General features: G+C 72.9%; 19 protein-coding genes. 8 read left to right on the plus strand and 11 right to left on the minus strand.

Annotated features, from left to right (window positions below; translation table 11 throughout):
• Positions 1–58: 58 nt before the first annotated feature.
• A complete protein-coding gene (locus ACWD0A_RS08095; RefSeq protein ID WP_451295764.1) occupies positions 59–2,971 on the minus strand; it encodes a beta-N-acetylglucosaminidase domain-containing protein in 2,913 nt (970 codons plus the stop codon).
• Between the two features lie 295 nt (positions 2,972–3,266).
• On the opposite strand from ACWD0A_RS08095, the gene ACWD0A_RS08100 reads away from it, so the two are divergent.
• From ACWD0A_RS08100 to ACWD0A_RS08120, 5 genes are all read left to right on the plus strand, one after another.
• Positions 3,267–3,536: a hypothetical protein gene (locus tag ACWD0A_RS08100; RefSeq protein ID WP_307715463.1), complete on the plus strand. Its 270-nt coding sequence runs from the start codon at positions 3,267–3,269 to the stop codon at positions 3,534–3,536.
• A gap of 10 nt (positions 3,537–3,546) precedes the next feature.
• Entirely contained in the window at positions 3,547–5,694 is a 2,148-nt protein-coding gene (gene malQ / locus ACWD0A_RS08105; RefSeq protein WP_451295767.1) for a 4-alpha-glucanotransferase, read from the plus strand.
• Positions 5,695–5,717: 23 nt separating this feature from the next.
• Positions 5,718–5,948, plus strand: a complete 231-nt coding sequence (locus ACWD0A_RS08110; protein ID WP_177150869.1) for a hypothetical protein — start codon at positions 5,718–5,720, stop codon at positions 5,946–5,948.
• A gap of 200 nt (positions 5,949–6,148) precedes the next feature.
• Positions 6,149–7,096: a DMT family transporter gene (locus ACWD0A_RS08115; RefSeq protein WP_451295769.1), complete on the plus strand. Its 948-nt coding sequence runs from the start codon at positions 6,149–6,151 to the stop codon at positions 7,094–7,096.
• A 67-nt stretch (positions 7,097–7,163) separates the two neighbouring features.
• A complete protein-coding gene (locus ACWD0A_RS08120; RefSeq protein WP_451295771.1) occupies positions 7,164–8,072 on the plus strand; it encodes a LysR family transcriptional regulator in 909 nt (302 codons plus the stop codon).
• A 41-nt stretch (positions 8,073–8,113) separates the two neighbouring features.
• Here ACWD0A_RS08120 and ACWD0A_RS08125 read toward each other — a convergent pair whose 3' ends face one another.
• The 9 genes from ACWD0A_RS08125 to ACWD0A_RS08165 form a co-directional block, all read right to left on the minus strand.
• Complete coding sequence (locus ACWD0A_RS08125; RefSeq protein ID WP_451295955.1) at positions 8,114–9,259, minus strand: selina-4(15),7(11)-diene synthase; 1,146 nt, start codon at positions 9,257–9,259, stop codon at positions 8,114–8,116.
• A gap of 246 nt (positions 9,260–9,505) precedes the next feature.
• The gene (locus ACWD0A_RS08130; RefSeq protein ID WP_451295773.1) at positions 9,506–10,126 is read right to left on the minus strand and encodes a GTP-binding protein; all 621 of its coding nucleotides are present in this window, start codon (positions 10,124–10,126) and stop codon (positions 9,506–9,508) included.
• Positions 10,107–10,466: a DUF742 domain-containing protein gene (locus tag ACWD0A_RS08135; RefSeq protein WP_451295775.1), complete on the minus strand. Its 360-nt coding sequence runs from the start codon at positions 10,464–10,466 to the stop codon at positions 10,107–10,109. The genes ACWD0A_RS08130 and ACWD0A_RS08135 overlap by 20 nt, the downstream gene beginning before the upstream one ends.
• Positions 10,463–10,879: a roadblock/LC7 domain-containing protein gene (locus ACWD0A_RS08140; RefSeq protein ID WP_451295777.1), complete on the minus strand. Its 417-nt coding sequence runs from the start codon at positions 10,877–10,879 to the stop codon at positions 10,463–10,465. Before ACWD0A_RS08140 ends, ACWD0A_RS08135 begins: the two co-directional genes overlap by 4 nt.
• Complete coding sequence (locus tag ACWD0A_RS08145) at positions 10,876–12,345, minus strand: sensor histidine kinase (protein WP_451295779.1); 1,470 nt, start codon at positions 12,343–12,345, stop codon at positions 10,876–10,878. Before ACWD0A_RS08145 ends, ACWD0A_RS08140 begins: the two co-directional genes overlap by 4 nt.
• A gap of 190 nt (positions 12,346–12,535) precedes the next feature.
• Entirely contained in the window at positions 12,536–15,148 is a 2,613-nt protein-coding gene (pepN, locus tag ACWD0A_RS08150; RefSeq protein WP_451295781.1) for an aminopeptidase N, read from the minus strand.
• A 240-nt stretch (positions 15,149–15,388) separates the two neighbouring features.
• Entirely contained in the window at positions 15,389–16,417 is a 1,029-nt protein-coding gene (locus ACWD0A_RS08155) for an aspartate-semialdehyde dehydrogenase (RefSeq protein ID WP_451295783.1), read from the minus strand.
• Between the two features lie 171 nt (positions 16,418–16,588).
• Positions 16,589–19,909 carry a S8 family serine peptidase gene (locus ACWD0A_RS08160; protein WP_451295785.1) on the minus strand — a complete coding sequence of 1,107 codons (3,321 nt, stop codon included), beginning with the start codon at positions 19,907–19,909 and terminating at the stop codon, positions 16,589–16,591.
• Positions 19,910–20,079: 170 nt separating this feature from the next.
• Positions 20,080–20,619 (minus strand): CGNR zinc finger domain-containing protein, encoded by a 540-nt coding sequence (locus ACWD0A_RS08165; RefSeq protein ID WP_451295787.1) that lies wholly within the window; start codon positions 20,617–20,619, stop codon positions 20,080–20,082.
• Positions 20,620–20,752: 133 nt separating this feature from the next.
• Here ACWD0A_RS08165 and ACWD0A_RS08170 point away from each other — a divergent pair, with 133 nt between their 5' ends.
• From ACWD0A_RS08170 to ACWD0A_RS08180, 3 genes are read left to right on the plus strand one after another with little or no spacing between them, the layout of a single operon-like run.
• A complete protein-coding gene (locus ACWD0A_RS08170; protein WP_451295789.1) occupies positions 20,753–21,208 on the plus strand; it encodes a VOC family protein in 456 nt (151 codons plus the stop codon).
• A gap of 33 nt (positions 21,209–21,241) precedes the next feature.
• A complete protein-coding gene (locus ACWD0A_RS08175) occupies positions 21,242–22,210 on the plus strand; it encodes a pyridoxamine 5'-phosphate oxidase family protein (protein ID WP_451295791.1) in 969 nt (322 codons plus the stop codon).
• The gene (locus ACWD0A_RS08180; RefSeq protein ID WP_451295793.1) at positions 22,161–22,628 is read left to right on the plus strand and encodes an NUDIX hydrolase; all 468 of its coding nucleotides are present in this window, start codon (positions 22,161–22,163) and stop codon (positions 22,626–22,628) included. The genes ACWD0A_RS08175 and ACWD0A_RS08180 overlap by 50 nt, the downstream gene beginning before the upstream one ends.
• On the opposite strand, the gene ACWD0A_RS08185 is transcribed toward ACWD0A_RS08180, so the two are convergent.
• Positions 22,604–23,608, minus strand: a complete 1,005-nt coding sequence (locus ACWD0A_RS08185; protein ID WP_451295795.1) for a hypothetical protein — start codon at positions 23,606–23,608, stop codon at positions 22,604–22,606. The two genes, ACWD0A_RS08180 and ACWD0A_RS08185, sit on opposite strands and share 25 nt — an antisense overlap.
• Positions 23,609–23,835 lie beyond the last annotated feature (227 nt).

Genomic DNA, 23,835 nt, shown 5'->3' on the forward strand with positions numbered 1-23,835 from the left:
GGGCGCCGCACGCTCCCGCGCCGCCGGCCGCATGCCACTTTGCGGCCGCGCCCGCGCGTCACTCCGCGACCGCGTAGGTCTCCACCGAGAACAGCGAGTACCCGAACTCGGTGACCCGCTCGTCGCCCTGCACACGGACGAAGCGGGTGTCCCTGGCGTCCATGCGGACCGCCTCGCGACCGCCCCTGCCGTCCGTGACCGTCGCCGCCGTGCGCCAGACCCGGCCGTCCGGCGAGACCTGGATGCGATACCTCGTCGCGTACGCCTCCTGCCAGTGCAGCACCACCAGGCCCACCCGCTCCGGCCGCGACAGCTCCAGCTGCCACCAGGCCGTCGGGCCGAGCGTCGACGACCAGCGGCTTCGCGGGTCGCCGTCGACGGCCGCCGCGGCCGGGTAGTCCGCGGTCTCGTCGCCGGACGAGGAGGCGCGCACGCCGGCGCCGCGCGCGAGGTCCGTGGTGCCCGTCCTCGGGAAGGCGCGCACCGTCAGCGTGCTCTCCTGCCCCGCGAAGGACAGCGGCACCCGGTACTCGCCGGCCGGCGTGTCCTCGGGGACCGTCACCTCCACCGGGACCGTGGTCCGCAGCCCGCGAGGCACCGTCGTCTCCTTGGGCACCTTCACCTCGATGCCCGCCGGCGCCTTCGCGGTGAGCGCGCCGCGCACCTCACCGGGCCGCTGCGCCGTCAGGCGCACCCCGGCATGCTGCGGAGCACCGCCGATCTCGGCGCTCGTCTGGGTGCGGACGAGGTCGAGCCCCGCCGCGGGCTCGTCCGCGAACCACGGCACCACCGAACGGACCGGGACCGGCTCGTCCCCGTCCGGCGACACCCGTAGCGCGTCGACCTTCACGCCCCTGGCGTCCGTCTGCGTCCAGCCCCCGGCCGACAGCGGCCCCAGCACGCGCCAGCCCTCGCCGGGCACGTGCACCTCGAGACGCCCGCGCGGGGAGGCGGTGGGCCGGGTCATCGCCGTGACCGCCGTCAGCGGACGCGGCCGCTCCAGCCGGACGGTGTCCTCGCCCTCCCGGACCCGGTCGGCGCCCGTCCACGCCCGCGACTCCTTCGCCACGCGGTCGAGGAACGGGCCGAGCACGCCCTTGCCGACCGTGGCCCGGCTCGCCCGCAGTTCCTTGTGCCGCGCCTCCAGGTCGAGAGACGCCCGCCAGGCTGCCTGCCCGTCCCCACGCGCCTGGGCCTGCAGCATGTCGACCGCCAGCTCGCCGGCCCGGCCGTAACGCGCCAACTGGTCCAGCCACGGCCGCACTTCGTGTGCCAGCCGCCCGTCGGCCGTGTGCTCGAGCCGCTCGGGCGCGAGGCGCATCACCGTGAACGCCGAACGCAGCGCTGCCGCCGCCCGGTCCCGCGCCTTGGCGTCCGTCGTGGCGCGGGAGCTCCAGAACGCGTCCATCAGCGGCCGCAGGTACGCCGACTCGCTCTCGGGGCTGAGGATCGACGACGAGTCGTTCCCGGCCAGGACCGCCAGCGCCTCCCGCGTGCGCGGGTCGCCGCCCGCGAGGTCGTCCAGCGCGGCCTGCCAGGACTGCTCGGGGCGGTAGCCCTTGGGGTTCCAGGCGTAGTCGGCCGCGGTGAACAGGGGGATGCGGGAGGCGGACGCCTGCTCCATCGCGTTGGCCAGCAGAGCCGCCGAGCCGGTCGCGACCGCCGGCTCCCGGCCGGTGTACGGGCCGAGGAACAGCCGGTCCTGCGCGTAGTCGTTGACCGGGTAGTTGTCCATCGTGACCAGCGGATGGTCGAACGCGTCCCGCGCGCCCGCAAGTTCACGTCCCGTGATCGTGCGCGGCACGACGCCGACACCGGTCCACGCCACGCGCACCGCTCCGTCGAGCTCCCTCGCGAGCGCCGTGCGGTACTCCGTGGCCCCCTCCTGGTAGAACTCGGTCGGCATCACCGACAGCGCCTCGGCGCCCGGGTGGCGGTCGGCCAGGTGCCGCGAGACGGCGTCCGCGACCCGTGCCTGGGCCTTCGCCGCGGCCTCGGGACCCGACCCGTACGTCTCCGCGTCCTTGTCGCAGTGCCATTCGCTGTAGCTGACGTCCTGGAACTGCAGCTGGAAGGCGCGCACCCCCAGCGCCCACATCGCGTCGATCTTGCGGGTCAGCGCCCGTACGTCCCCGTCGTCGGCCAGGCACATGGACTGCGCGGGCGCGACGGCCCAGGCGAGGGTGACGTGGTTGCGGCGCGCCCGCTCGGCCAGTTCGCGGAACTCCGCGCGCTGCGCCGCCGGGTACGGCTCGCGCCACATCGACTGCCGGTAGGGGTCGTCACCGGCGGCGTACAGGTAGCGGTTCTGCTTGGTGCGTCCCATGAAGTCGAGCTGCGCGAGCCGCTGTTCGTGCGACCAGGGCTCGCCGTAGAAGCCCTCCGTCATGCCCCGCACGGCCGTTCCGGGCCAGTCGCGCACGACGACGCCCGCGACGCGGCCGTCCCGCACGAGCTGCCGCAGCGTCTGCACTCCGTGGAACAGGCCGTCGCCGCCCACGCCGTCGAGCGCGACCGTGTCGCGTCCGCCGGTGCGGCCCGCCGCCAGGCGGTAGCCGCCCGTCGGCAGGTCGGCGCGCTCCGCGGCGCGCAGGGCGCGCAGCGCCTCGTGCGCGCCCGGCCCTCCGAGCCGGAACACCGGCCCGCGGCCGGGCAGTGCGGTGTGCACGGTCCGTACACCGGCCTCGCGCAGCAGGTCCTTCAGCAGCCCGACCGCGTGCGGGTCGGCGGCCGGGTCCGCGACGACGGTCGCCTCGTCGCCGAGCGGGACGGCGCCGCCCGTGGTGCGCAGCGACTGGGGGCGCGGCCACACGGAGGGCGCCGCCGCGGCGCCCTCGGGGTCCTGCGCGGAGCCCGCCGGTGTGCCGGGGTCCGCGGGGGCCGCGACGGCCCCCGGCGCCCCGCCCAGCAGACCGCCGATGACGGCGACGGCGACGGCCGCCGCTGTACGTCTTCCGCCCCCGAGCCGCACGCCGGTCTCCCCTCGTTCTCCCCTGCCGTTCCGGTCGGTTCGAGCCCACCACCCCCACCGCGAGAGTGTCAATGCGCCTGGCCGTTGTGTGCCTTTTGCCTGGCGTGGCGGACGATCGGGGCGAGTCCGCAGACCTCCGGAGCGGATCGGCGCGTCGCCGTGGCCGACCGCCGGAAGGGCAACACCATGTGACCCGGAACACGTTGGCCGATCGTTTACGTCTGCGGTCGTGCCCACGGGGTAGGGCTGCTGTGACCCGTTCACGACCGTTCACGCCCGCTTGGAGTGATTTACCGTGGCCGCATCCGCGCACCTGCTGCTCTCCGCCTTGTCCAAACAGGTCCCGGCGCAGCCGGCGCATGCCCCGGCAGGCTGCCCGCTCACACACGAGGCACAGCTCACCGGCGAGCCCCCGCTCGCCCACGACGTGCCGCTCACGAGCGAGCCCCCGCTCGCTCACGCCGCCCCTCTCACCAGCGAGCCCCCGCTCGCCGACATCGCGCCCCTGACGAGCGAGCCGACCGCCCACGGCACGGCGGGCGGCGCCGAGTCACCGGGGGTCTGAAGGAGTCCGCATGGGCCTTGCCCGGCTCGCCGCGCTGCACGGAGTCGCCACCGCCTTCCAGCCCTCCGAGGGCGTGACCGTGGCGGTCCCTGACACCACCGTCGTCGCCGTCCTCGCCGCGCTCGGCATCGACGCGTCCACCCCGCGGGCGGTCAGCGCCGCCCTGGACCGTGCGGACCGCGCCGCGGCGGCGCGGCTGCTGCCGCAGACGGTCGTCGTCTGGCAGGACGGCGCGCGGACGCAGCCGCCGTCCGCGCTCGGTGACCTGCCCGGCGGCACCCGGCTGCGCGTCGAGACGGAGGACGGCGGGGAGGTCGTCCCCGGGACGGGACGGCCCGGCGGCTGGGACCGGATGCCCCACGGCGTGCACCGGCTCTGCGCCGAGACCCCCGACGGCCGGACCGCCGCCGCCACTCTCGTCGTCGCGCCCCGTGAGGCGCCCCGGCCCGAGGGCCGGTCGTACGGCTTCCTGGTGCAGCTGTACTCCCTGCTGTCCGCGCGCTCCTGGGGCATGGGGGATCTGGGAGACCTCGCCGAGCTCGCCACCTGGTCCGGCCGCGCGCTGGGCGCGTCCTTCGTCCAGGTGAATCCGCTGCACGCCTCGGTGCCGGGCGCCCCCGCCGACCCCTCCCCGTACCGCCCCTCGTCGCGCCGCTTCCCCGACCCCGTCCATCTGCGCGTCGAGGACGTCCCCGAGTACGCGTACGCGGACCCCGCGCGGCGCGCACGGCTGGAGGAGCTGCGGGACAAGGGCGCCGAGCTGCGTGAGTCCGTCCTCGCCAAGGGCGCGCTGATCGACCGGGACGCCGTGTGGGAGCTGAAGCGCGAGGCCCTGGAGATCCTGCACACCGTCCCGCTCGGGCCCGGCCGCCACGCCGCCTACTGCGCCTTCCTCGCCGAGCAGGGCCGGGCCCTGGAGGACCACGCGACCTGGTGCGCGCTCGCCGAGGTGCACGGCTCCGCGTGGCACAGCTGGCCGGCCGCGCTGCGCGACCCCCGTTCCCCCGAGACCGCGCGGGCCAGGAGCGAGCTGATGGACCGGGTCGACTTCCACAGCCGCCTCGTGTGGCTGACCGACACACAGCTGGCCGCCGCGGGCCGGGCGGCGCGCGAGGCGGGCATGGGCGTCGGCGTCGTGCACGACCTGGCCGTCGGAGTGCACCCCGGCGGCTCCGACGCGTGGGCCCTGCAGGACGTCTTCGCCGCCGGGATGTCGGTCGGCGCCCCGCCCGACGCGTTCAACGCCCGCGGCCAGGACTGGGGCCTGCCGCCCTGGCGCCCCGACGCGCTGGCCGCCACCGGGTTCGCGCCGTACCGCGGTCTGCTGCGGGGCATCCTGCGCAACGCGGGCGCGCTGCGCATCGACCATGTGATGGGCCTGTTCCGGCTGTGGTGGGTGCCGCAGGGCGCCCCGCCCACCGAGGGCACGTACGTCCGCTACGACGCCGAGGCGATGCTGGCGGTCCTCGTCCTGGAGGCGCACCGCGCGGGCGCCGTCGTCGTGGGGGAGGACCTGGGCACGGTCGAGCCGGGCGTGCGGGAGGCGCTCGCCGACCGTGGCGTGCTGGGCACCTCCGTGCTCTGGTTCGAGCGGGACTGGGCGGGCGACGGCCTGCCGCTGCCGCCGGAGCGGTGGCGGGAGGGATGCGTCGCCACCGCCACCACCCATGACCTGCCGTCCACCGCGGCCCGGCTCGGCGGCAGTCACGTGGAGCTGCGCCACCGGCTCGGGCTGCTGACCCGCGGCCTGGAGCAGGAGCGGACCGAGGACGCGGCCGATGTGCGGGAGTGGCTGGGCCGGCTGGAGAGCCTCGGCTTGCTGCCCGAGGGCGCGGGCGACGAGGAGGCCGGCATCCGGGCGGTCTACCGCTTCCTGCTGCGCACGCCGGCGCGCATGGTCGGGGTGTGGCTGCCGGACGCGGTCGGCGACCTCCGCCCGCAGAACCTGCCGGGCACCTGGGACGAGTACCCGAACTGGCGCCTTCCCGTCGCGGACGGCGAGGGCCGGCCGGCGTCCCTGGAGGACCTCGCCGCCTCGCCCCGCCTGCACCGGCTGATGACGGTCTTCGCACCTACGGAGAGCGGCGCCGCCCCGCGTACGGCGCCCCCGCCGACCGGCTCCCGGTCCCGTACGGCACCCCCGGGCGCGCGGCCCTGAAAGGCGTTCGCTACGTTGGCACCGTGGACAAGAAGAACGCCTTGCGCGCCGGCGCCGTCGCAGCCGGTACGACGCTGATGATGCTGCTGATGTCGTCCCCCGCGCTTGCGCTCACCCCGGACGACGGCGACGACCCGGGTCCCGGCCTGAGCGTGGCCGAGACCCTCGGCCTGTATGTCGTGGCGCCCATCGCTCTGTTCGTGGTGATCGCCGGTCTGGTGATGGTGCTCGACAAGTCCAGGAAGCAGAGCTGACTCCGCGCTGAACCCAGCCTTCGAGGCGCCCCGGACGCTGACGCGTCCGGGGCGCCTTTTGTCGTGCCAGGGGGCTTGTCGTGCCAGGGAGGCGATCGTTCAGATCTGCTGAAAAGAATCGTCGTAAGTATTCGATGGACCTGAGGAGTCTTCCCGGGTGACGGTGGACGCACCGGCCCACCCCGACAGGAAGGCACAGGATGCCCGTGACGGCCCCGGAGCACGCCCTCACCACGAGGGGGACGACCGCCGCGCGATGGGCGCGGCGCGGAGCGGCGCCGGGGCTGCTGTGCGCGGCGGTGGCGACCGTCGTCTGGTCCGGCAGCTTCGTCACCTCCCGGGCCCTGCACGACTCCGTGCCGCCGGTGCAGGCCGCCTTCTGGCGCTGGATCGTGGCCGTCGTCGCGGTGGCGCCCTTCGCGGTGCGCGCCGCCTGGCGGCAGCGCGCGCTGATCCGCGGCCGTCTGCGCTTCCTGCTCGCCGCCTCCCTGCTCGGCGTCACCGTCTACAACACCCTCGTCAACCAGGCCGGACTCACCACGTCCGCGGGCAACATGGGCATGATCATGGCCGCCTCGCCCGTGGTGATGGCGCTGTACGAGAGGCTGGGCGGGACACGGCTCGGCGCGCGCCGCACCACGGGGATGCTGGTCGCCTGCGGGGGTGTGCTGCTGCTGGTCGGCGACGGCTCTCTGGCGGTGGACTTCTCCGCCGGAGACCTGTGGATGTTCGCCGCGGCGCTCAGCTTCGCCTCGTACAGCGCGCTGCTGCGACGGCGTCCCGCCGGGATCGACGGGCTGGTCCTGCTCTTCGTCACCTTCGTGCTGGGCGCGCTGCTGCTCGCGCCCGTCTTCGCCGTCAGTCTCGCCCTCCAGGGCGGCTTCGCCCCGACGGCGGGAACGGTGGGTCCGCTGGTGTACGTCGGCGTCTTCTCCTCGGCGGTCGCCTTCTTCGCCTGGAACCGCGCCATCGCCCTGATCGGCGCCGCCCGCGCGGGAGCCGTCTACTACCTGCAGCCCGTGTGCGTGGCGCTGCTGTCGTACGCCGTGCTGGGCGAGTCGATGGGGCCGGCGCAGTTCGTGAGCATGGGGCTGATCCTCGGCGGAGTGATGCTCGCGGCGGCGAGAGGCGCGACGGCCGCCACGTGACCGCCGGGGAAAGGGCCGCGCCGCACCAGGGAGCGGTGGCCGTGCCCGGCCCGGATAGCGTGCGGGCATGACCGGTACGCGGGAGTGGGACATCAGGAAGTTGCGGATCCTGCGCACGCTCAGCGAGCGGGGGACCGTGACGGCGACGGCCGAGGCGCTGCTGATGACGCCCTCGGCCGTCTCGCAGCAGCTGTCGAACCTGGCCTCGCAGCTCGGCGTCCCGCTCCTCGAGGCGCACGGCCGCCGTGTCCGGCTCACCGACGCCGCCCACCTGGTGCTGCGTCACGCGGAGTCGGTGTTCGCCCAGTTGGAGCGCGCGGACGCCGAACTGGCCGGGTACCTGCGGGGCGAGACGGGCACGGTGCGCGTCGGGGCGTTCTCGACGGCGGTGCCCGCGCTGGTCGTGCCCGCCGTGCGGAGGCTGCGGGCTGCGTATCCGGGGCTGGAGGTCCGCGTCAGGGAGGCGGAGGCGGCCGAGGCGTACGACCTGCTGTCCTCGGGCCGGGTGGACCTGGCGCTCTCGCTGGCCGCCCAGGCGCCGACGGCCCGCGATCCCCGGTTCGCCCTGGTGCCCCTGCTCGCCGACCCGCTGGACGTGGCGCTGCCGGCGGACCACCCGCTCGTGGGGCGGGACGGGCTGCGGCTGGCCGACCTGTCGGACGAGCCCTGGATCTTCGGCGGCAGCGGTCCCTGGTCGGAGATCACACTCGCGGCCTGCGAGAGCGCCGGTTTCGTGCCCGAACAGGCGCACAGCGCGGCGGGCTGGACCGCCATCCTGGCGATGGTCGAGGCCGGGATGGGCGTCGCGCTGGTGCCGCGCATGGCGGCGGAGCGCCGGGGCGGCGTGGTGATGCGCGTGCTGGAGCGGGACCAGCCGCGCCGTCACGTCCTGGCGGCGGTACGGCGCGGCTCGGAGACGTCCCCGGGCATCGCGCGGGTGCTGTCGGCCCTGCGTGAACCGTCACGGGGAAGCTGAGCCGCGGCGGCCGGCCGTCGGCGCGAGGGCCCGCGCCCGTCTCACGCGTCCCGGGGCGTCACGACCATCGGCACGAAGTCCTCTGGGTGCCCGTTCCAGGCGGCGCGCGCGGCGTGCCGCCCGTGCACGATGGGGACGGCGCCGGGCACGAGGTCCCACCACCAGGCGATGGCGGGGATGTCCAGCGGCTCGTGGCGGTCGTCCGTCGGGGCGTCGCTGAAGACGGGCGGCAGGTTCGCCGGGTCGTCGTGGGTGGTGCAGCGCACCGAGCTGATGCCCCAGTCCTGGGCCCCGCGTATGAAGCTGGACAGGCTGCGCAGGTACTGGCGCAGCTGGGGGCTGCCCTGCTCGGACAACTGCCCGCACAGGCGCATGTACAGGCACATCACCCGGTCCCGCTGGGCTGTCGCGGTCGTGAGCGCCTGTTCGGTGCTCATGCCCTGCTGCTCCAGCACGCGCAGGGCGTTGAGGCAGTAGCCGGGGGCCCTGCGCTCCTTGTGGTGGGAGAAGATGTCGTTGTCCCAGGTGATGACGAACGACGCCATCTCGGCCGCGGCGCGCACCGCGGTGCGGTCCCGCTCGTGGGGCTGGAGCTCGTAGCCGTGGCCCATCTCCAGCATGGGCAGGACGACCGACGTCGCGCCGTCGTACAGCCGCATCAGGGTGTAGTCGTTGAGGTCGGGCAGGGTGCCGGCCCGGCGGTGGGCGGCCTCCCACACCACCGAGAAGAAGTATTCGCGCAGGGCGTCCACCCAGCGGGCCGTCTGGCCCGCCGTGCCGTACCGGTCGACGCGCATCCGCAGGTCCCGCAGGCCCGCGGCCAGCGGGTCGTCCTGCATCATCGGCGCCTCGGGGTTCTGCGCCACCCGGACCAGGCGGTGCAGCAGGCCGGCCAGGTCGCCGGGCCGGTGGCCCGGTTCGCCCTCCTCGCAGCGGCCGTCGTCCACTCCGAAGAGCCACAGGACGAAGTCGGCGAGGAGCGAGACGACCTCCTCGCGGCCCTCGGGCAGGATCCGCGCCGAGAACGTGCCGATGTCCTGCGCCACCAGCTTGGCGCGCAGCGCCTCGGAGCCGATGCGGTACGTCTCGGCCCAGGCCGCGGTCTGGACGTCTATGTCCGCGTGCCGCGGGTGTATCGCCGGTGGAATGGGCGAGAAGATCGGGGGAACGGTCAGCTCGGACTCCACTGCGGCCTGCCTCTCGATGCGGGTGCGGCACGTCAACTCCGTTGTCACACGCGCAACTTGCACCTCAGGATGATCATCTAGCGCATCGTACTCAGCAGGATTGGCTGATCCAATGGGGCGAATCCCCGGCATACCGGAGCGCAACGGCCCATCGGTGGCCGGATCCGAGGCGTGACCACCACCACCGGCGGCGGCCCGCCTGCGCGAGACCCTCGCCGGCCCCGGCCGCACGGGGCCGGCGACCGGTCACGACGCCGCCTGGGCCTGGGCCAGGCACTGCAGGTAACGCATCAGGGTCATCAGGACGTCCCGGCTGGACGCGCGCTGCCGCGCGTCGCACAGCACGATCGGCACCGACTCGGGCAGGTCCAGCGCGGCGCGCAGCTCCTCCACCGGGTAGTCCGGAGCGTCCGGGAAGGAGTTGACCGCGACCACGAACGGGACGCCGCGCTCCTCCAGCCGCCCGATGACGTCGAAGCTGACCTCCAGCCGGCGGGTGTCGACCAGCACCACCGCGCCGAGCGCGCCCTCGAACAGCCCGCGCCACAGGAACCAGAAGCGCTCCTGACCGGGAGTGCCGAACAGGTACAGCACCAGTTCCTCGTTGATGCTGATGCGGCCGAAGTCCATCGCGACGGTCGTCGCCGTCTTGCGTTCCACGCCCTGGGTGTCGTCCACGCCGACCCCGGCCTGCGTCATCGTCTCCTCGGTCGTCAGCGGCCTGATCTCGCTGACCGAACCGACCAGGGTCGTCTTGCCGACACCGAAGCCACCCACGATGACCACCTTGACGGCGGCCGTGGCGGTCGACGGCAGCACGTCCTCGCTCCGCGGGCCGAGAGCCTGCTCAGAGCTTCTGAAGTCCATCGATCACTGCCTCAATCAAAGCGCGGTCGGGGAGGTGAGCGGCCCGGACGGGTGCGCGTGCCAGCACCTTGTCCCCGGCCAACAGGTCGCTGAGCAGCACGGTGATCACACTCACCGGCAGGCCCAGATAGGCGGATATCTCGGCCACCGAGAGCGGCGCCTGGCAGATGCGGATGATGGCCGCGTGCTCCGGCTGCATCCCGGGTTTGGGTCCCGACCTGGCCACGATCAGTGTGACCAGGTCTAAGGCGGTCGGCGCGAAGGAACCGCTGCGGCCGCCGGTGATGACGTACAGCCGCTCCGGACTGCTCGGTTCCCAGTCCTCGTCCGCTTCGCTCACGCGGTCTGCCCCTCGTGCCGCGGCGGCGTGCTCAGGTGCTCTCCGATCCGCAGCACGAGGTCCCGCATGCGCTGGCCCATCAGCCCGGCGTCCACGCCCTCGTCGGCGAGCACCGCGAGGTAGGCGCCGGCGCCGGCCGCCATCAGGTAGAAGAAGCCGCCGTTCATCTCGATGACGACGAGCCGCATCTGGCCGTCGCCGTGCGGGAGTTCGGAGGCGACCGCGGCCGCGAGGCTCTGCAGTCCGGCGCAGGCGGCGGCCAGCCGGTCGGCCGTGTCCGTGTCCGCGCCGTACTGCGCCATGCGCAGTCCGTCGGCGGACAGCACGACGACGTTTCGGGTCTGCGGTACGCCCTCTGCCAGGTCCTTGAGCATCCAGTCCATGTTGCTCTGGTGGGACTGCCGCTGAATCATGGCTGCTCGTTTCCGTTGTTCGTCGGGGGGGTGTCGCCGGACAGGCCGCTCTGGAAGGCGGCCAGCCACATGCCGGGCTGCACCGCCGGTGCGGCGTCCGCCGCGGCGCCCGGCCGGGTCGCGGGAGCCGCAGGGGTCGTCGCCGCCCCGGCCGCGGGGACGGCGGGAGCGGTCACCCGGTTCTTGCGGCGCCGCTGGGGCAGGCCGTTCGCCGTCCGCTCGGTCACCTGCGGTGCGTCCTCCGCGGGCAGGGGCGCCGTGGGGCCGGTGACCGGCCGCGGCAGCCGCTCGTGGGTGTCGGAGCCTTCGAGGCGGGGGCCGGAGGCGGCGCCGATGCCGTGCGCCAGACCGGTCGCCGACGCGGACGTGGTGATCAGCGCCTGGGGGACGACGAGGACGGCGCGCACGCCGCCGTACGCGGAGGAGCGCAGCGACACCTGGAAGCCGTACGCCTGCGAGAGCCGGCCGACCACGGCGAGCCCGAGGCGCGGGGTCTCGCCCAGGTCGTTGACATCGATGCCCTGCTGCGCCTGGCGCAGCATCCGCTCGGCGCGCCTGCGCGCCTCCTCGCTCATGCTGACGCCGCCGTCCTCGATCTCGATGGCGATGCCCGACTGCACGTCCACCGCGGTCAGATGGACCTTGGTCTGCGGCGGCGAGTAGCGGGTGGCGTTGTCCAGCAGCTCGGACAGGGCGTGGATCAGCGGTTCGACGGCGGTGCCGACGACGGCGACCTCGGAGACCGAGTGCAGTTCCACGCGCTGGTAGTCGATGATGCGGGACATGGCGCCGCGCATCACGCTGTAGAGCGGGACGGCCTTGCTCCACTGGCGGCCCGGGCGGGCACCGCCGAGGACGGCGATGGAGTCGGCGAGCCGGCCGATCAGCGCGGTGCCGTGGTCGATGCGCAGCAGGTCGCCGAAGACCTCCGGAGTGCCGCCGTGCCGGTCCTCCATCTCCCGCAGTTCCTGGGCCTGCTGGTGGACGATGGCCTGTACGCGGCGGGCGATGTTCACGAAGGCGCGCTGCGCGGACTCGCGCAGGTCCTCCTCGGCGCTGACCGCGTCGACGACGGAGCGGAGCACCGCGTGGTGCTCGGCCGGCGCGTCGACGGCGGCGAGCACGTCCTCGGGAAAGCCGCCGTTGCGCAGCGCCTCGACCACCTGGGGCAGCAGCTCGCCCGCGAGGCGGCCGGTCTCGGCCGCGCGGCGGGCGAGCAGCGCGTCCTGGGCCGCGACCCGCTCGCGCAGCTCGGCCACCAGTCTGTTCCGGCGCGCCACCACGGCGCAGGCGACGGCGACCATGGCGACGGCCACGGCGGAGACGATCAGTACGGGGGTGCGAGCCGACGCGGAGACCAGGAACGCGGCCGCGATCGCGGCCACGGTGGTCACGGCGACGGGCAGCTGCCAGACGAGGCTCGCCCTCGTCCGCGGACTTCCGGTCGACGTTCCCTGTCGAACCATCAGCATCCTCAGAATCGAACGGGAAAGATCACATGAAGCGACGGGCGGGAGCATATCCCGGTCGGAGCACGGTTGTTGACTCAGGGTTTCGGTCTGGCGCGTTGTCGACGGCCGAAAATACAAGGAGGCGCGCCGGGCCGAACGGGCCCCGGCGCGCCGCCAGTTGCAGAGGTTTTCTATTCCTCTTGTGTCACTCCGCTGCCAATGCCGCTGCCGCTGCCGCCGCCGCGTCCGCCGCCTGCGCCTTCAGCGCACGCTCGACGCCCGCACGCGACTCCGAGACGAGCCTGCGCAGCGCCGCGTTGGGCTCGGCCGCCTTCAGCCAGGAGTCGGTGGCGTCGAGGGTCTCCTGCGAGACCTGGAGCGAGGGGTAGAGACCGACGGCGACCTGCTGCGCCATCTCGTGGCTGCGGGACTCCCAGACGCCCTTGACCGCCGCGAAGTACTTCTCCGTGTAGGGAGCGAGCAGATCGCGCTGGTCGGTCTGGACGAAGCCGCCGATCACGGCCTCCTGCACGGCGTTCGGCAGCGCTGTCCCCGAATCGGACGCAGGGGACTCGACGACCGACGCCCATGCCTCCGCCTTGGCCTCCGGCGTCGGACGCGCGGCCCGCGCGGTGGCCGCGTGCCGCTCACCGGCCGCGGTCCTGTCCCGCTCGTACTCGCCGGCGATCTCCTCCTCGTCGAAGACGCCCGTCGCCGCCAGCCGCTCCACGAACGCCCAGCGCAGCTCCGTGTCGACGGCCAGGCCCTCGATCGTCTCGGTGCCGTCGAGCAGCGCCTGGAGCAGGTCCAGCTGCTGCGGCGTGCGCGCGGTCGCGGCGAACGCCCGTGCCCAGGCCAGCTGGTGGTCACTGCCCGGCTCCGCCGCCCGCAGGTGCGCCAGCGTCGCGTCCGTCCACTGGGTCAGGCCGGTCTCGCGCCAGGCGGGCGCCGCGTACAGGTCGATGGCCAGCTTGACCTGGCGGTGCAGCGACTGGACCACACCGATGTCGGACTCCTTGCCGATCCCGGACAGGACCAGCGCCAGGTAGTCGCGGGTGGCGAGCTCGCCGTCGCGGGTCATGTCCCAGGCAGAGGCCCAGCACAGCGCGCGCGGCAGGGACTCGGTGAAGTCGCCCAGGTGCTGGGTGACGTTCCGCAGGGACTCCTCGTCGAGGCGGACCTTCGCGTACGACAGGTCGTCGTCGTTGAGCAGGACGACGGCGGGGCGGGCCCTGCCCACCAGCTCCGGGACCTCGGTCAGTTCACCGTCGACGTCCAGCTCGACGCGCTCGGTGCGCACCAGCTTGCCGGACCCGTCCAGGTCGTAGAGGCCGATCGCGATCCGGTGCGGCCGCAGGACGGGCTCGCCCTTGGCGCCCGCGGGAAGCGCCGGGGCCTCCTGCTTCACCGCGAAGCCGGTGACGACTCCCGAGCCGTCCGTGGCGATCTCGGGCCGCAGGATGTTGATGCCGGCCGTCTCCAGCCACGCCTTCGACCAGGTCCTCAGGTCCCGGCCGCTGGTCTCCTCCAGCGCGCCCAGCAGGTCCGACAGCCGCGTGTTGCCGAAGGCGTGCGTCTTGAAGTACGCCTGCACGCCGCGGAAGAACTCGTCCATGCCGACGTAGGCGACGAGCTGCTTGAGAACCGACGCACCCTTGGCGTACGTGATGCCGTCGAAGTTCACGAGAACGTCATCGAGGTCGCGGATCTCGGCCATGATCGGGTGCGTCGACGGCAGCTGGTCCTGCCGGTACGCCCAGGTCTTCATCGAGTTCGCGAACGTGGTCCACGAGTGCGGCCACTTCGAGCCTGGCGCGTACGCCTGGCACGCGATCGAGGTGTAGGTGGCGAACGACTCGTTCAGCCACAGGTCGTTCCACCACTCCATGGTGACGAGGTCGCCGAACCACATGTGGGCGAGCTCGTGCAGGATCGTCTCCGCCCGCACCTCGTACGCCGCGTCCGTCACCTTCGAACGGAAGACGTACTGGTCGCGGATGGTCACCGCGCCCGCGTTCTCCATCGCGCCCGCGTTGAACTCCGGCACGAAGAGCTGGTCGTACTTCGCGAACGGGTAGGCGTAGTCGAACTTCTCCTGGAACCAGTCGAAGCCCTGCCGCGTGACCTCGAAGATCGCGTCCGCGTCCAGGAACTCGGCCAGCGAGGGGCGGCAGTAGATGCCGAGCGGGACGGACTGCCCGTCCTTCTCGTACGAGCTGTGCACGCTGTGGTACGGCCCGGCGATCAGGGCCGTAATGTACGTCGAGATGCGCGGCGTCGGCTCGAAGCGCCAGATGTCGTCCTGCGGCTCCGGCGTCGGCGCATTGGAGATCACGGTCCAGCCCCCGGGCGCCTTCACGGTGAACCGGAAGGTCGCCTTGAGGTCGGGCTGCTCGAAGCTGGCGAAGACGCGGCGCGCGTCCGGCACCTCGAACTGGGTGTAGAGGTAGGCCTGCCCGTCGACGGGGTCGACGAAGCGGTGCAGGCCCTCGCCCGTGTTGGTGTACGAGCAGTCGGCGACGACCCTCAGCTCGTTGTCGCCCGCCTGCAGGTGCTTCAGCGTGACCCGCGAGTCCCGGAAGACCGCGGCGACGTCGAGCGACTTCCCGTTCAGCACGACCTCGTGCACGGCGGGGGCGACCAGGTCGATGAAGGTCTCCGCACCGTTCTCGGCGGACGCGAAGCGCACAGTGGTCTCGGACCGGTAGGTCCCGCCGTCCTGCGCCCCGGAGAGATCGAGATCGATCTCGTACGAGTCAACGGTGAGCAGGCGCGCCCGCTGCTGCGCCTCTTCACGGGTCAGGTTTGTGCCAGGCACCCGGTCATCTCCTCGGTCTGCGATGTTTGCGGCCATCCTTCCACGCGCCCAAGGGGCTCCGCCCGGGAGATTTCGACCCGGTCACCGCGCCGCCGCACAGGGTGCCGGCCGTCGGCGGTGGTCTCCGGCTCCGCCCGCGCCCGGCCCCTGACCAGGGACGTCACGGCGGCAGCCCGCCATGGCACGCACAAGGGGGCTATCACCTTCCGGCGATCGCCCCCTCGGCTCCGGTCAGGGCCTTCAGCCGCGCAGCTCGTCCGCGACCAGCTCCGCGATCTGCACGGCGTTCAGCGCCGCGCCCTTGCGCAGGTTGTCGTTGGACACGAACAGCGCCAGGCCGTTGTCCACCGTCTCGTCCACGCGGATGCGGCCCACGTACGAGGCGTCCTTGCCGGCCGCCTGGAGCGGGGTCGGGATCTCGGAGAGCTCCACGCCCGGCGCGTCCTTCAGCAGCTCGTACGCGCGCTCCACGCCGATCGGACGCTCGAAGCGGACGTTGACCTGAAGCGAGTGGCCCGAGAAGACCGGCACGCGCACACAGGTGCCCGAGACCTTGAGCTCCGGGATCTCCAGGATCTTGCGGGACTCGTTGCGGAGCTTCTGCTCCTCGTCCGTCTCGTGGGAGCCGTCGTCCACGAGGTTGCCGGCGAGCGGCAGGACGTTGAAGGCGATGGTGCGCTGGTAGACGCCCGGCTCGGGGAAGACGACGGCCTCGCCGTCGTGCGTCAGCTCGGCGGCACGGTCGGCGACCGCCTTGACCTGGTCGTCCAGCTCCGCGACGCCCGCGAGACCGGACCCGGAAACGGCCTGGTAGGTGGTCGCGACCATCGAGACGAGGCCGGCCTCCTGGTGCAGCGGCTTGAGGACCGGCATCGCGGCCATCGTGGTGCAGTTCGGGTTGGCGATGATCCCCTTGGGGCGGTCCTTGATCGCGTGCGGGTTCACCTCGGAGACGACGAGCGGCACCTCGGGGTCGCGGCGCCAGGCCGAGGAGTTGTCGATCACGACCGGGCCCTGCGAGGCGACCTTCTCGGCGAGCGCATTGGAGGTCGCGCCGCCGGCCGAGAACAGGACGATGTCCAGTCCGGTGTAGTCCGCCGTGGAGGCGTCCTCGACCGTGATCTCACGGCCCTCCCACGCGATGGTGGAGCCCGCCGAACGGGCGGAGGCGAAGAGCCTGAGCTCGTCGACCGGGAACTTCCGCTCGGCAAGGATCTTGCGCATGACCGTGCCGACCTGCCCGGTGGCTCCGACGATTCCGACCTTCACGGGGACTCCTCCGTACGTTTGTGCACCATCTTGCGGCATGGGGTGCCGCTCCATGATGCGTATGTCCCCGGCCGCCTTGTCCAATCGATTGTCCGCGGAACGGGACGCACGCCACACACACGGAAGGGCGGGCGCCTCTCGGACGCCCGCCCCCCCCACCGCATCACACCGTTATGGTGCGACCTTCCCGATCACGACGCTGCCGGTGCCCGCGGCCGTGCCGCGCGCGTTCAGCAGCCGCACCTCGCCGAAGAACTGCCGTCCCTCGGGAGCCGCGCTGTTCACGAGGACCTCGGCGGTGACCTGCGCGGTCGCGCCGTTGGCGAGCTTCACGGGGTCCGCGCCGACCTTGACCTGGCCGAGCGAGGGCGCGAAGTAGACGTCGCGGTAGTCGTACGTCGTGGTCTTGGCCGGGACCGAGTAGCCGTCGACCTCGATGGTGTACGTACCGGCCGCCGGCTTCACCAGGCTGACCGCCTCCTCCGAGTCGCCGTCCGCGGACGAGCCGACCGTCACGCCGTCCTTCTTGACCGCGAGGTCGAGGTCGGCGGCCTTGTCGGAGACGTTGCCGATGGCGACGTCGAAGCGCTCGACGCCCTCGCCGATGACGACCGTGGTCGTCTGCGTCTCGCGGTGGGCGATCGTCGGCTTGGCGACCTTCGAGGAGCCGAGCGAGCCGCCGGCCAGCTTGCCGTCGATGGCGGCGAAGCCGTTGGTCACGTTCCACCGCACCGCGGCCGGGGTGCCGATCTTCGCCTCGGCCAGGGTCTGGACGGCCGGGTCGAAGGAGGCGCCGAGCACGGCGACGTCCAGCTGGTACGGGTTGTCGAGCAGCGGCGACGTACGGCGCGACTCGACCTCGACCTCCCAGACGCCCGGCTGCGGGTTCGCGTACGACCGCAGGTCGGGGCGGCAGGTGTTCGCCGGGTTGGTGTAGTTCGGGTAGCAGTTCACCGTCGACGTCGGGTCCGACGGCACACCGTACGGGTGGAGGGAGACGAACCGGGTCTGGCTGCCCGCCGCGAGACCGCCGAGCGCGATCTCCAGGCTCTTCGCACCCTTCGGAACGGTGACGAAGTAGGACTTGTGGCTGTTGCGCTGCACCGAGCCGGACGCGGACAGCGTGTACGAGGGCTGCGCCAGCTCGTGCGAGGCGACCACCGTGGTGAGGACCTGCTTGTCGATGCCCTCGGTCCGGTGGTCGTCGACCTCCAGGATCGCGCTGTGCACACCGGCGGACCGGGGCGCCGCGGCGACCTTGACGGTGACCGGCCGGTTCAGCGGGAGCGCCACCTCGTCGTCACCGACGATCCGGAAGGTGCCGTCGTTGTTCTCGAAGTGCAGCTCGTGCCGCACCGGACGGTCCGGGCCCGTGGTGCGGGTGACGACGACGTCGTACGTCTTCTTCCCGCCGGCCTTGAGGCCGCCCTCGCGGTCGTACAGACCGGTGCCGAAGCCCGGGGTCTTCAGGAACTGGTCGATCGCGGTGTCGACCGGAGCCTTGACGCTGTACTCGTGGGCGGTCGCACCGTCCTCGATGGCGTCCCAGGCGTCCACGATGTTGATCAGGCCGGCGCCTTCCTCGTGCGCCTGCGTGCCGCGGATGTGGTCGGCGGTGCTGACGAGCGCCGTGCGCAGCTTCGCCGGGGTCAGCTCGACGTCGTTCTGCTTGGCCGCCGAGATCAGCAGCGCGGCCGCGCCCGCGGCCTGCGGGGAGGCCATCGAGGTGCCCTGGAGCATCGAGTAGCCCGGCGGGAGCCGGTAGCCCGCCTCGGCGACCGGGCCGCCGGGCGCCCAGGTCTGCGTGGTGTTGATGGCGGCGCCGGGCGCGCTCAGGGTCGGCGTGAAACCGCCGTCCTCGCGCGGACCGCGGGAGGAGAAGGGCAGCATCGCGTACTTCTTCTCCACGACCGAGCCGTAGTTCGCGGCCCAGGTCTCGCGGGAGATGGTGGCGCCGACGCTGATGACCTTGTCGGCCAGGGACGGATCGCCGATGGTGTTGACGCCGGGGCCGCTGTTGCCGGCCGAGACGACCAGCTGGACGCCGTAGGTGTCGATCAGGCGGGTGTAGAGCTCCGCGCGGGCGTTGTTGCCGTCGTTGAGCGCCGGCAGGCCCCCTATGGACATGTTGACGATGTCCACGCCGCGGTTGATGACCAGGTCGGCCATGCCCTCGGTCAGGGCCACGTTGGTGCAGCCGCCGGACCAGGTGCACGCGCGCGAGGAGACGAGCTTGGCGCCGGGCGCGGCGCCGTTCATCTCGCCGCCGAAGAGGCCGTTGGCGGCGGTGATGCCGGCGACGTGGGTGCCGTGCGAGCCCTCGATCACACCGATGCTGACGTAGTCGGCCTTGGCGCCGGCGGCGTTGTGGACGACGTCCTTGCGGACCTCGATCACGAACGGGATGCGCTCGACGACGTCGGTCGCCGGGTTGTCGGTGCCGAAGTAGCCGACCTGGAAGCCGTTCTTGTACGGCTTCATGACGGTGTCGTTGGTGAAGTCGCCGTCGTTGTTCAGGTCCACCCGGGCGGTGCGGGTGCCCGCGTCGTACAGCACACCCCACTTGTCCGTGGTGTCGCCGTCACGGTTGAGGTCTCCGGCCATGTCGCCGCCACGGGTGGCGGACTCGGCGAAGGTCTGGAAGCCGTACGACCCGGCCGGGGCGGACCAGGTGCGGCCGCCGGCGGTGAACGTCGGGCCGCTGACGGCAGTGTCCATCCGCAGCCAGGTGCCGTCGCCGTCGGCCACCGGGTCGGTCGCCGTGACCCAGTCGACGATCTTGCGCTCGCCGGTGGTCGTCTTCTGCAGCGCGGGGTGCCCGAGGTCGACGCCCGAGTCCAGGATGCCGATGGTGACCCCTCGGCCGTCGGCCTCGGGATTGTCCTCGACGAACTCGACCGCGCCCGTCTCGAAGGACGGGTTGTACGGGTTCTCGGCGGGCGTGTCCTTGCCGGGAGCCGGGTAGGTGCCCTCGGCCGCGGTGGCCGCTCCCTCGGCGCGGTCGCCGGCCGGCGTCGGGTCGTCCAGCTCGATCTCGTGCTTGAGGTCGATGCCGTGGACGCTGGAGAGCTTGGCCACTGCCGTCAGGGCGTCCTCGGCCTCGGCGGTGGGCAGCGTCGCACGGACATAGCCGAGCTTGTCGAACGTCCTGCCGACCGTGGCGCCCTCGACCGCGTCGAGCCGGCCGGCGACCTGCTCGGTCTCCCCGGGGGCGGTGGCGACCATGACGGTCACGGTCTTGCGGCCGTCGGCCTCGGCCTCGGCGAGCAGTTCGGCGTCGGCCGTGCCGAGCTTGTCCGTGGGGGACGCCGCGGTCCTGAGGCCCTTGGTGGCCGAGGGGTCGTCGACGGGCGCCGAGGCGACGGCCGGGACGACGCCCGCTGCGGCCAGTGCGGCCACGAGCGAGGCGGCCGCCGCCACCCGGGCAGCGCGTCTGTGCCCGGGTGCGGAGCGCTCTGTGCTGGAGCTCTGGGGCTGGGGGGTCATCTGCATCCCTGTTCGTGGAAGAGAGGGTCCGGAATTCGGTACCGGATGACCGCTCAGCCTTTCGTAAAGAACAGCGGTTTGTGGAGACTTGATCGAGTCGTGAAGCCGACGTGGCGGAGATCCGCCAGCGCGCCGGATGCGTCAGCGCGGTCAAATCAGGCGATGCCGCCCGCTGTTCACCCCTCGCGGGTCCGCGCGTAATGGCGCGAGGCCTTCGCCCGGTTGCCGCACAGGGCCATGGAGCACCAGCGGCGGGTGCCGTTGCGCGACGTGTCGAAGAAGTGCAGGACGCAGGCGTCGTGCGCGCAGGCGCGGATCCGGTCGGGCGCGGTGCGCAGCAGGTCGAGGTGGTCCCGGGCCGCGATCCAGCCGGGTCCCCAGGCCGTATCGGTGAACTCCGCCTCCTCGCCGGGGCCTTCGTCCGTCAGCGTGGCGCGGATGCGGCCGTGCGCGAGGACGGCGTCGACGCGTGCGGCGGCCTTCGCGTCCGTGCGGTCGACCAGCGCGGCCAGTGCGTCCCGGGCGACGAGGGTGTTCTCCCGCGTGGCCGCGTCGGCGGCGAACCGGTCCGCGAGGCCGTTCGTCCGCAGCCAGATCTCCAGCCCGCCGGTGTCCTCGAGCAGGTCCTGGAGCTCACCGTCCTGCATCCAGCGGGTGTTGAGGAGGTCGAGCGAGACCGGCTCGCCGAGGAGGGGGCGTGGGTCGGCGGCGGTCATGCGTGTTCCTTCGCTCCGTTGCGTCTAACCCCTCAAGGGTACGTGTCCGGTTGCGCCTCTCGAACCTAACCGTTAAATTGAATGTGAGTGGTTAGCCATCGAGGCGGAACCGCACGACGCAGAGAGGTCTTCCATGACGTCCAGCAGCGCGCTTGCCAGCGGCCACATCGGCCTCAACGTGACCGACCTCGGCCGGTCGCTTCCCTTCTACGCCGACACCCTCGGCTTCGAGGTCATCGGCGAGGGCAAGGAGGACGGCCGGCGCTTCGCCTTCCTCGGCCGCGACGGCACCCTCGTCCTCACCCTGTGGCAGCAGGCGGAATCCGCCTTCGACGCCACCCGTGCGGGGCTGCACCACCTCGCCTTCGAGGCCGCGTCCATCAACGAGGTCCGTGCGGCCGAGGCGCGCCTGAAGGACCTCGGCGTCGACTTCGCCCACGACGGCGTCGTCGCCCACCGGGAAGGCGCGGCGTCCGGCGGCATCTTCTTCCACGACCCCGACGGCACCCGGCTGGAGATCTACGCGCCGTCAGGCGCCGAGGAGTCGCCCGCACCCAGCGCCGCAGCGCCCACCTGCGGCTTCTTCTAGGCCGTCCGCCGCCGCCCTCAGGAGCTGACTCCCATGGACCTCGCACCGGGCCCCTACCACCACGGCTCCCTCGCCGTGCAGCGCCGCGTCGGCGTGCGGGAGCAGGCGGCGCACGTCGGACGCTCGATCGGCTCCGGCATCAAACCGGTCGCCGCGGCCTTCCTCGGCCTGCAGCCCATGCTCGTGCTCGGCGCGGCGGACGAGGCGGGCCGGATGTGGGCCTCGCTGCTCACCGGACCGCCCGGATTCCTGCGGGCCACGGGAGCGCACCACGTCTCGATCGCCGGGAGCGTGCGCGGCCACGACCCGCTCGCCCGGACACTGTCAGGTCCTCCCGTGGCGGCCGGCGCGATCGTCCTGGACCCGCGCACACGCCGGAGGATGCGGATGGGCGGCACCGTCCGCCCGTCCGCCCGCGGGCTGCTCGTCGAGACCGAGCGGGTCTTCGCCAACTGCCCCAAGTACCTCCAGAAGAGGGAGCTGTACGAGACCGGCGCGGACACGCCCCCGGCCGGTCCCGTGCGGCGCGGCGAACGCCTCGACCCCGACCGGACGGCCTTCGTGCGCGCCGCCGACACCTTTTTCGTCGCCACGGGCACACCCGACGGCGCCGACGCGAGCCACCGCGGCGGGAACCCGGGCTTCCTCCGGGTCGTCTCGCCGACCGAGCTGAGCTGGGAGGACTATCCCGGCAACGCGATGTTCCTGACCCTCGGCAACCTGGAGCGCGACCCGCGGGCCGGACTGCTGCTGCTCGACTGGAGCACCGGGACCACGCTCCAGCTCACCGGCACGGCGCGCACCGAGCACATGCCGGACGGCGGCCGCACCGTCCGCTTCACGGTGTCCGGCGTCGTGCACGCCGAGGCGGCGTCGCCGCTGCGCTGGTCCGGCCCCGAGTTCTCCCCGGCGAACCCGCCCGTCCCCGACGACCCGCCGGTAGCCTCACCGGATGAACAGGGAGCTGAGGGTGGCGGCGTACGCCGTGTGCATACGGGATGAACAGATCCTGCTCGCCCGCTGGGTGGCGGGTGACGGCACCAGGAAATGGACGCTGCCCGGCGGCGGGATGGACCACGGTGAGGACCCCCTGGACACCGTCGTCCGCGAGGTCGAGGAAGAGACCGGCTACGCGGCGGAGATGACCGCCCTGCTCGGCATCGACTCGATGCGCCGTCGCTACCCGCGCAAACTCGGCATGTTCGCCGACTTCCAGGGCCTGAGGATCGTCTACGAGGGCCGCGTCACGGGTGGTGAACTGCGGTCCGAGACGAACGGGTCGACCGATCTGGCCGCGTGGCACGCCCTGGGCGCTGTACCGGGACTCGACCGGGTCACCCTGGTCGACATCGGACTCGAACTGTGGCGCTCCCGGCCGGCGCTCGGTTCCGTCCCTCAGCGCGGCAGCGCCATCACATAGGCCGCGGGCTCCCGGTCCGCCGCCGCCATCAGGGCCGTACGCACCACGACCGCCTGCTGCTCGGGCGCGTCCCGCAGCTTGCGGGGCGTGATGTGGACGACCGTGATGCCCAGGCGTTCGAGTACGTCCCGCTTGTGGGCGTACTCCGACCGCAGGACGTCCTCGTCGTGCCGGGGCGCGCGTGTGTCCAGCTCGACGGCGACGGCCTGGTCCGGCCAGTACGCGTCGACCCCGCCGAGGTGGGGGCCGCCGGGCAGCCGCAGATCCACGTTCCACAGCGGCTCGGGCAGGCCGCTCGCGCGCACCAGCGCGTAGAGCCGGCCCTCGGCCAGCGCCCGGCCCTCGGCGAGCAGCAAGTCGACGGCGTCCATGACGTGGGGCTGGTCGAGCAGCCGGGCGTCGCTCAACTCCCTGACGACCGCAGCGGGTTCGCAGCCGCGGCGGACGGCCTCCGTCATCAGCAGCCGGACCCGCTGGGGGGCGTCGGTCAGCCCGGCGACGGCGTCGGCGAGGGCGCGCGCCACCGGGGCGACCGGCACGCCGCCGGCCTCCTCGGCGATCGGCAGCACCTGCCCGCGCACCAGCCGGACGCACCCGGTGGACCGCAGACGCCGCGTACGGGGCACGAGCACGTCGATCACGTCGAGCGTGCTCAGCGGGGGAACGCCGGAGAACCCGTGCAGCGCGAGCGCGGCGAGCCCGGTGACCATCGCCTGGCCGTACGGCGCCGAGTCGTTCCGCTGGGCGGGGACCGCGGGCCGCCCGGCGTACAGGAGCGCGGCGCGCAGCCGTTCCTCGCCGGTCACCGCCCCGGACCGCAGGAGGTACACCCCGGGCAGCAGCACCTGCCAGGGCCCACCGGCCCTGCACTGCTGCGCGGCCCGTCCCGGCGTGACACCGCGTGAGCGCAACTCGGCGCCGGACACGAGTTCGGGGAGGTGGTGGGGGTGGAGGGGGAGGGGAGTGTCGCACTGTTCCATGCGGAGGGAATGCCCGGGGGTGAGCGGGTCCCTAACCCCTGTTACACGCTCGTCGGAATTTCGGGACAAGACCGCACTAAAGTACGCGCGTTCGAGTGCCGATGGGGGTGCCGGTGGGGGCCGCTGCGCGGGCTAGTCCCCTACCCGCCCCTTCCCGAACCGGGGGCTCCGCCCCCGGACCCTCCCCCTACGGCCTGGCGGCCGTGGGAGGGACCCTCACCTACGCC

The sequence above is a fragment of the Streptomyces sp. NPDC002867 genome, from assembly GCF_053591895.1.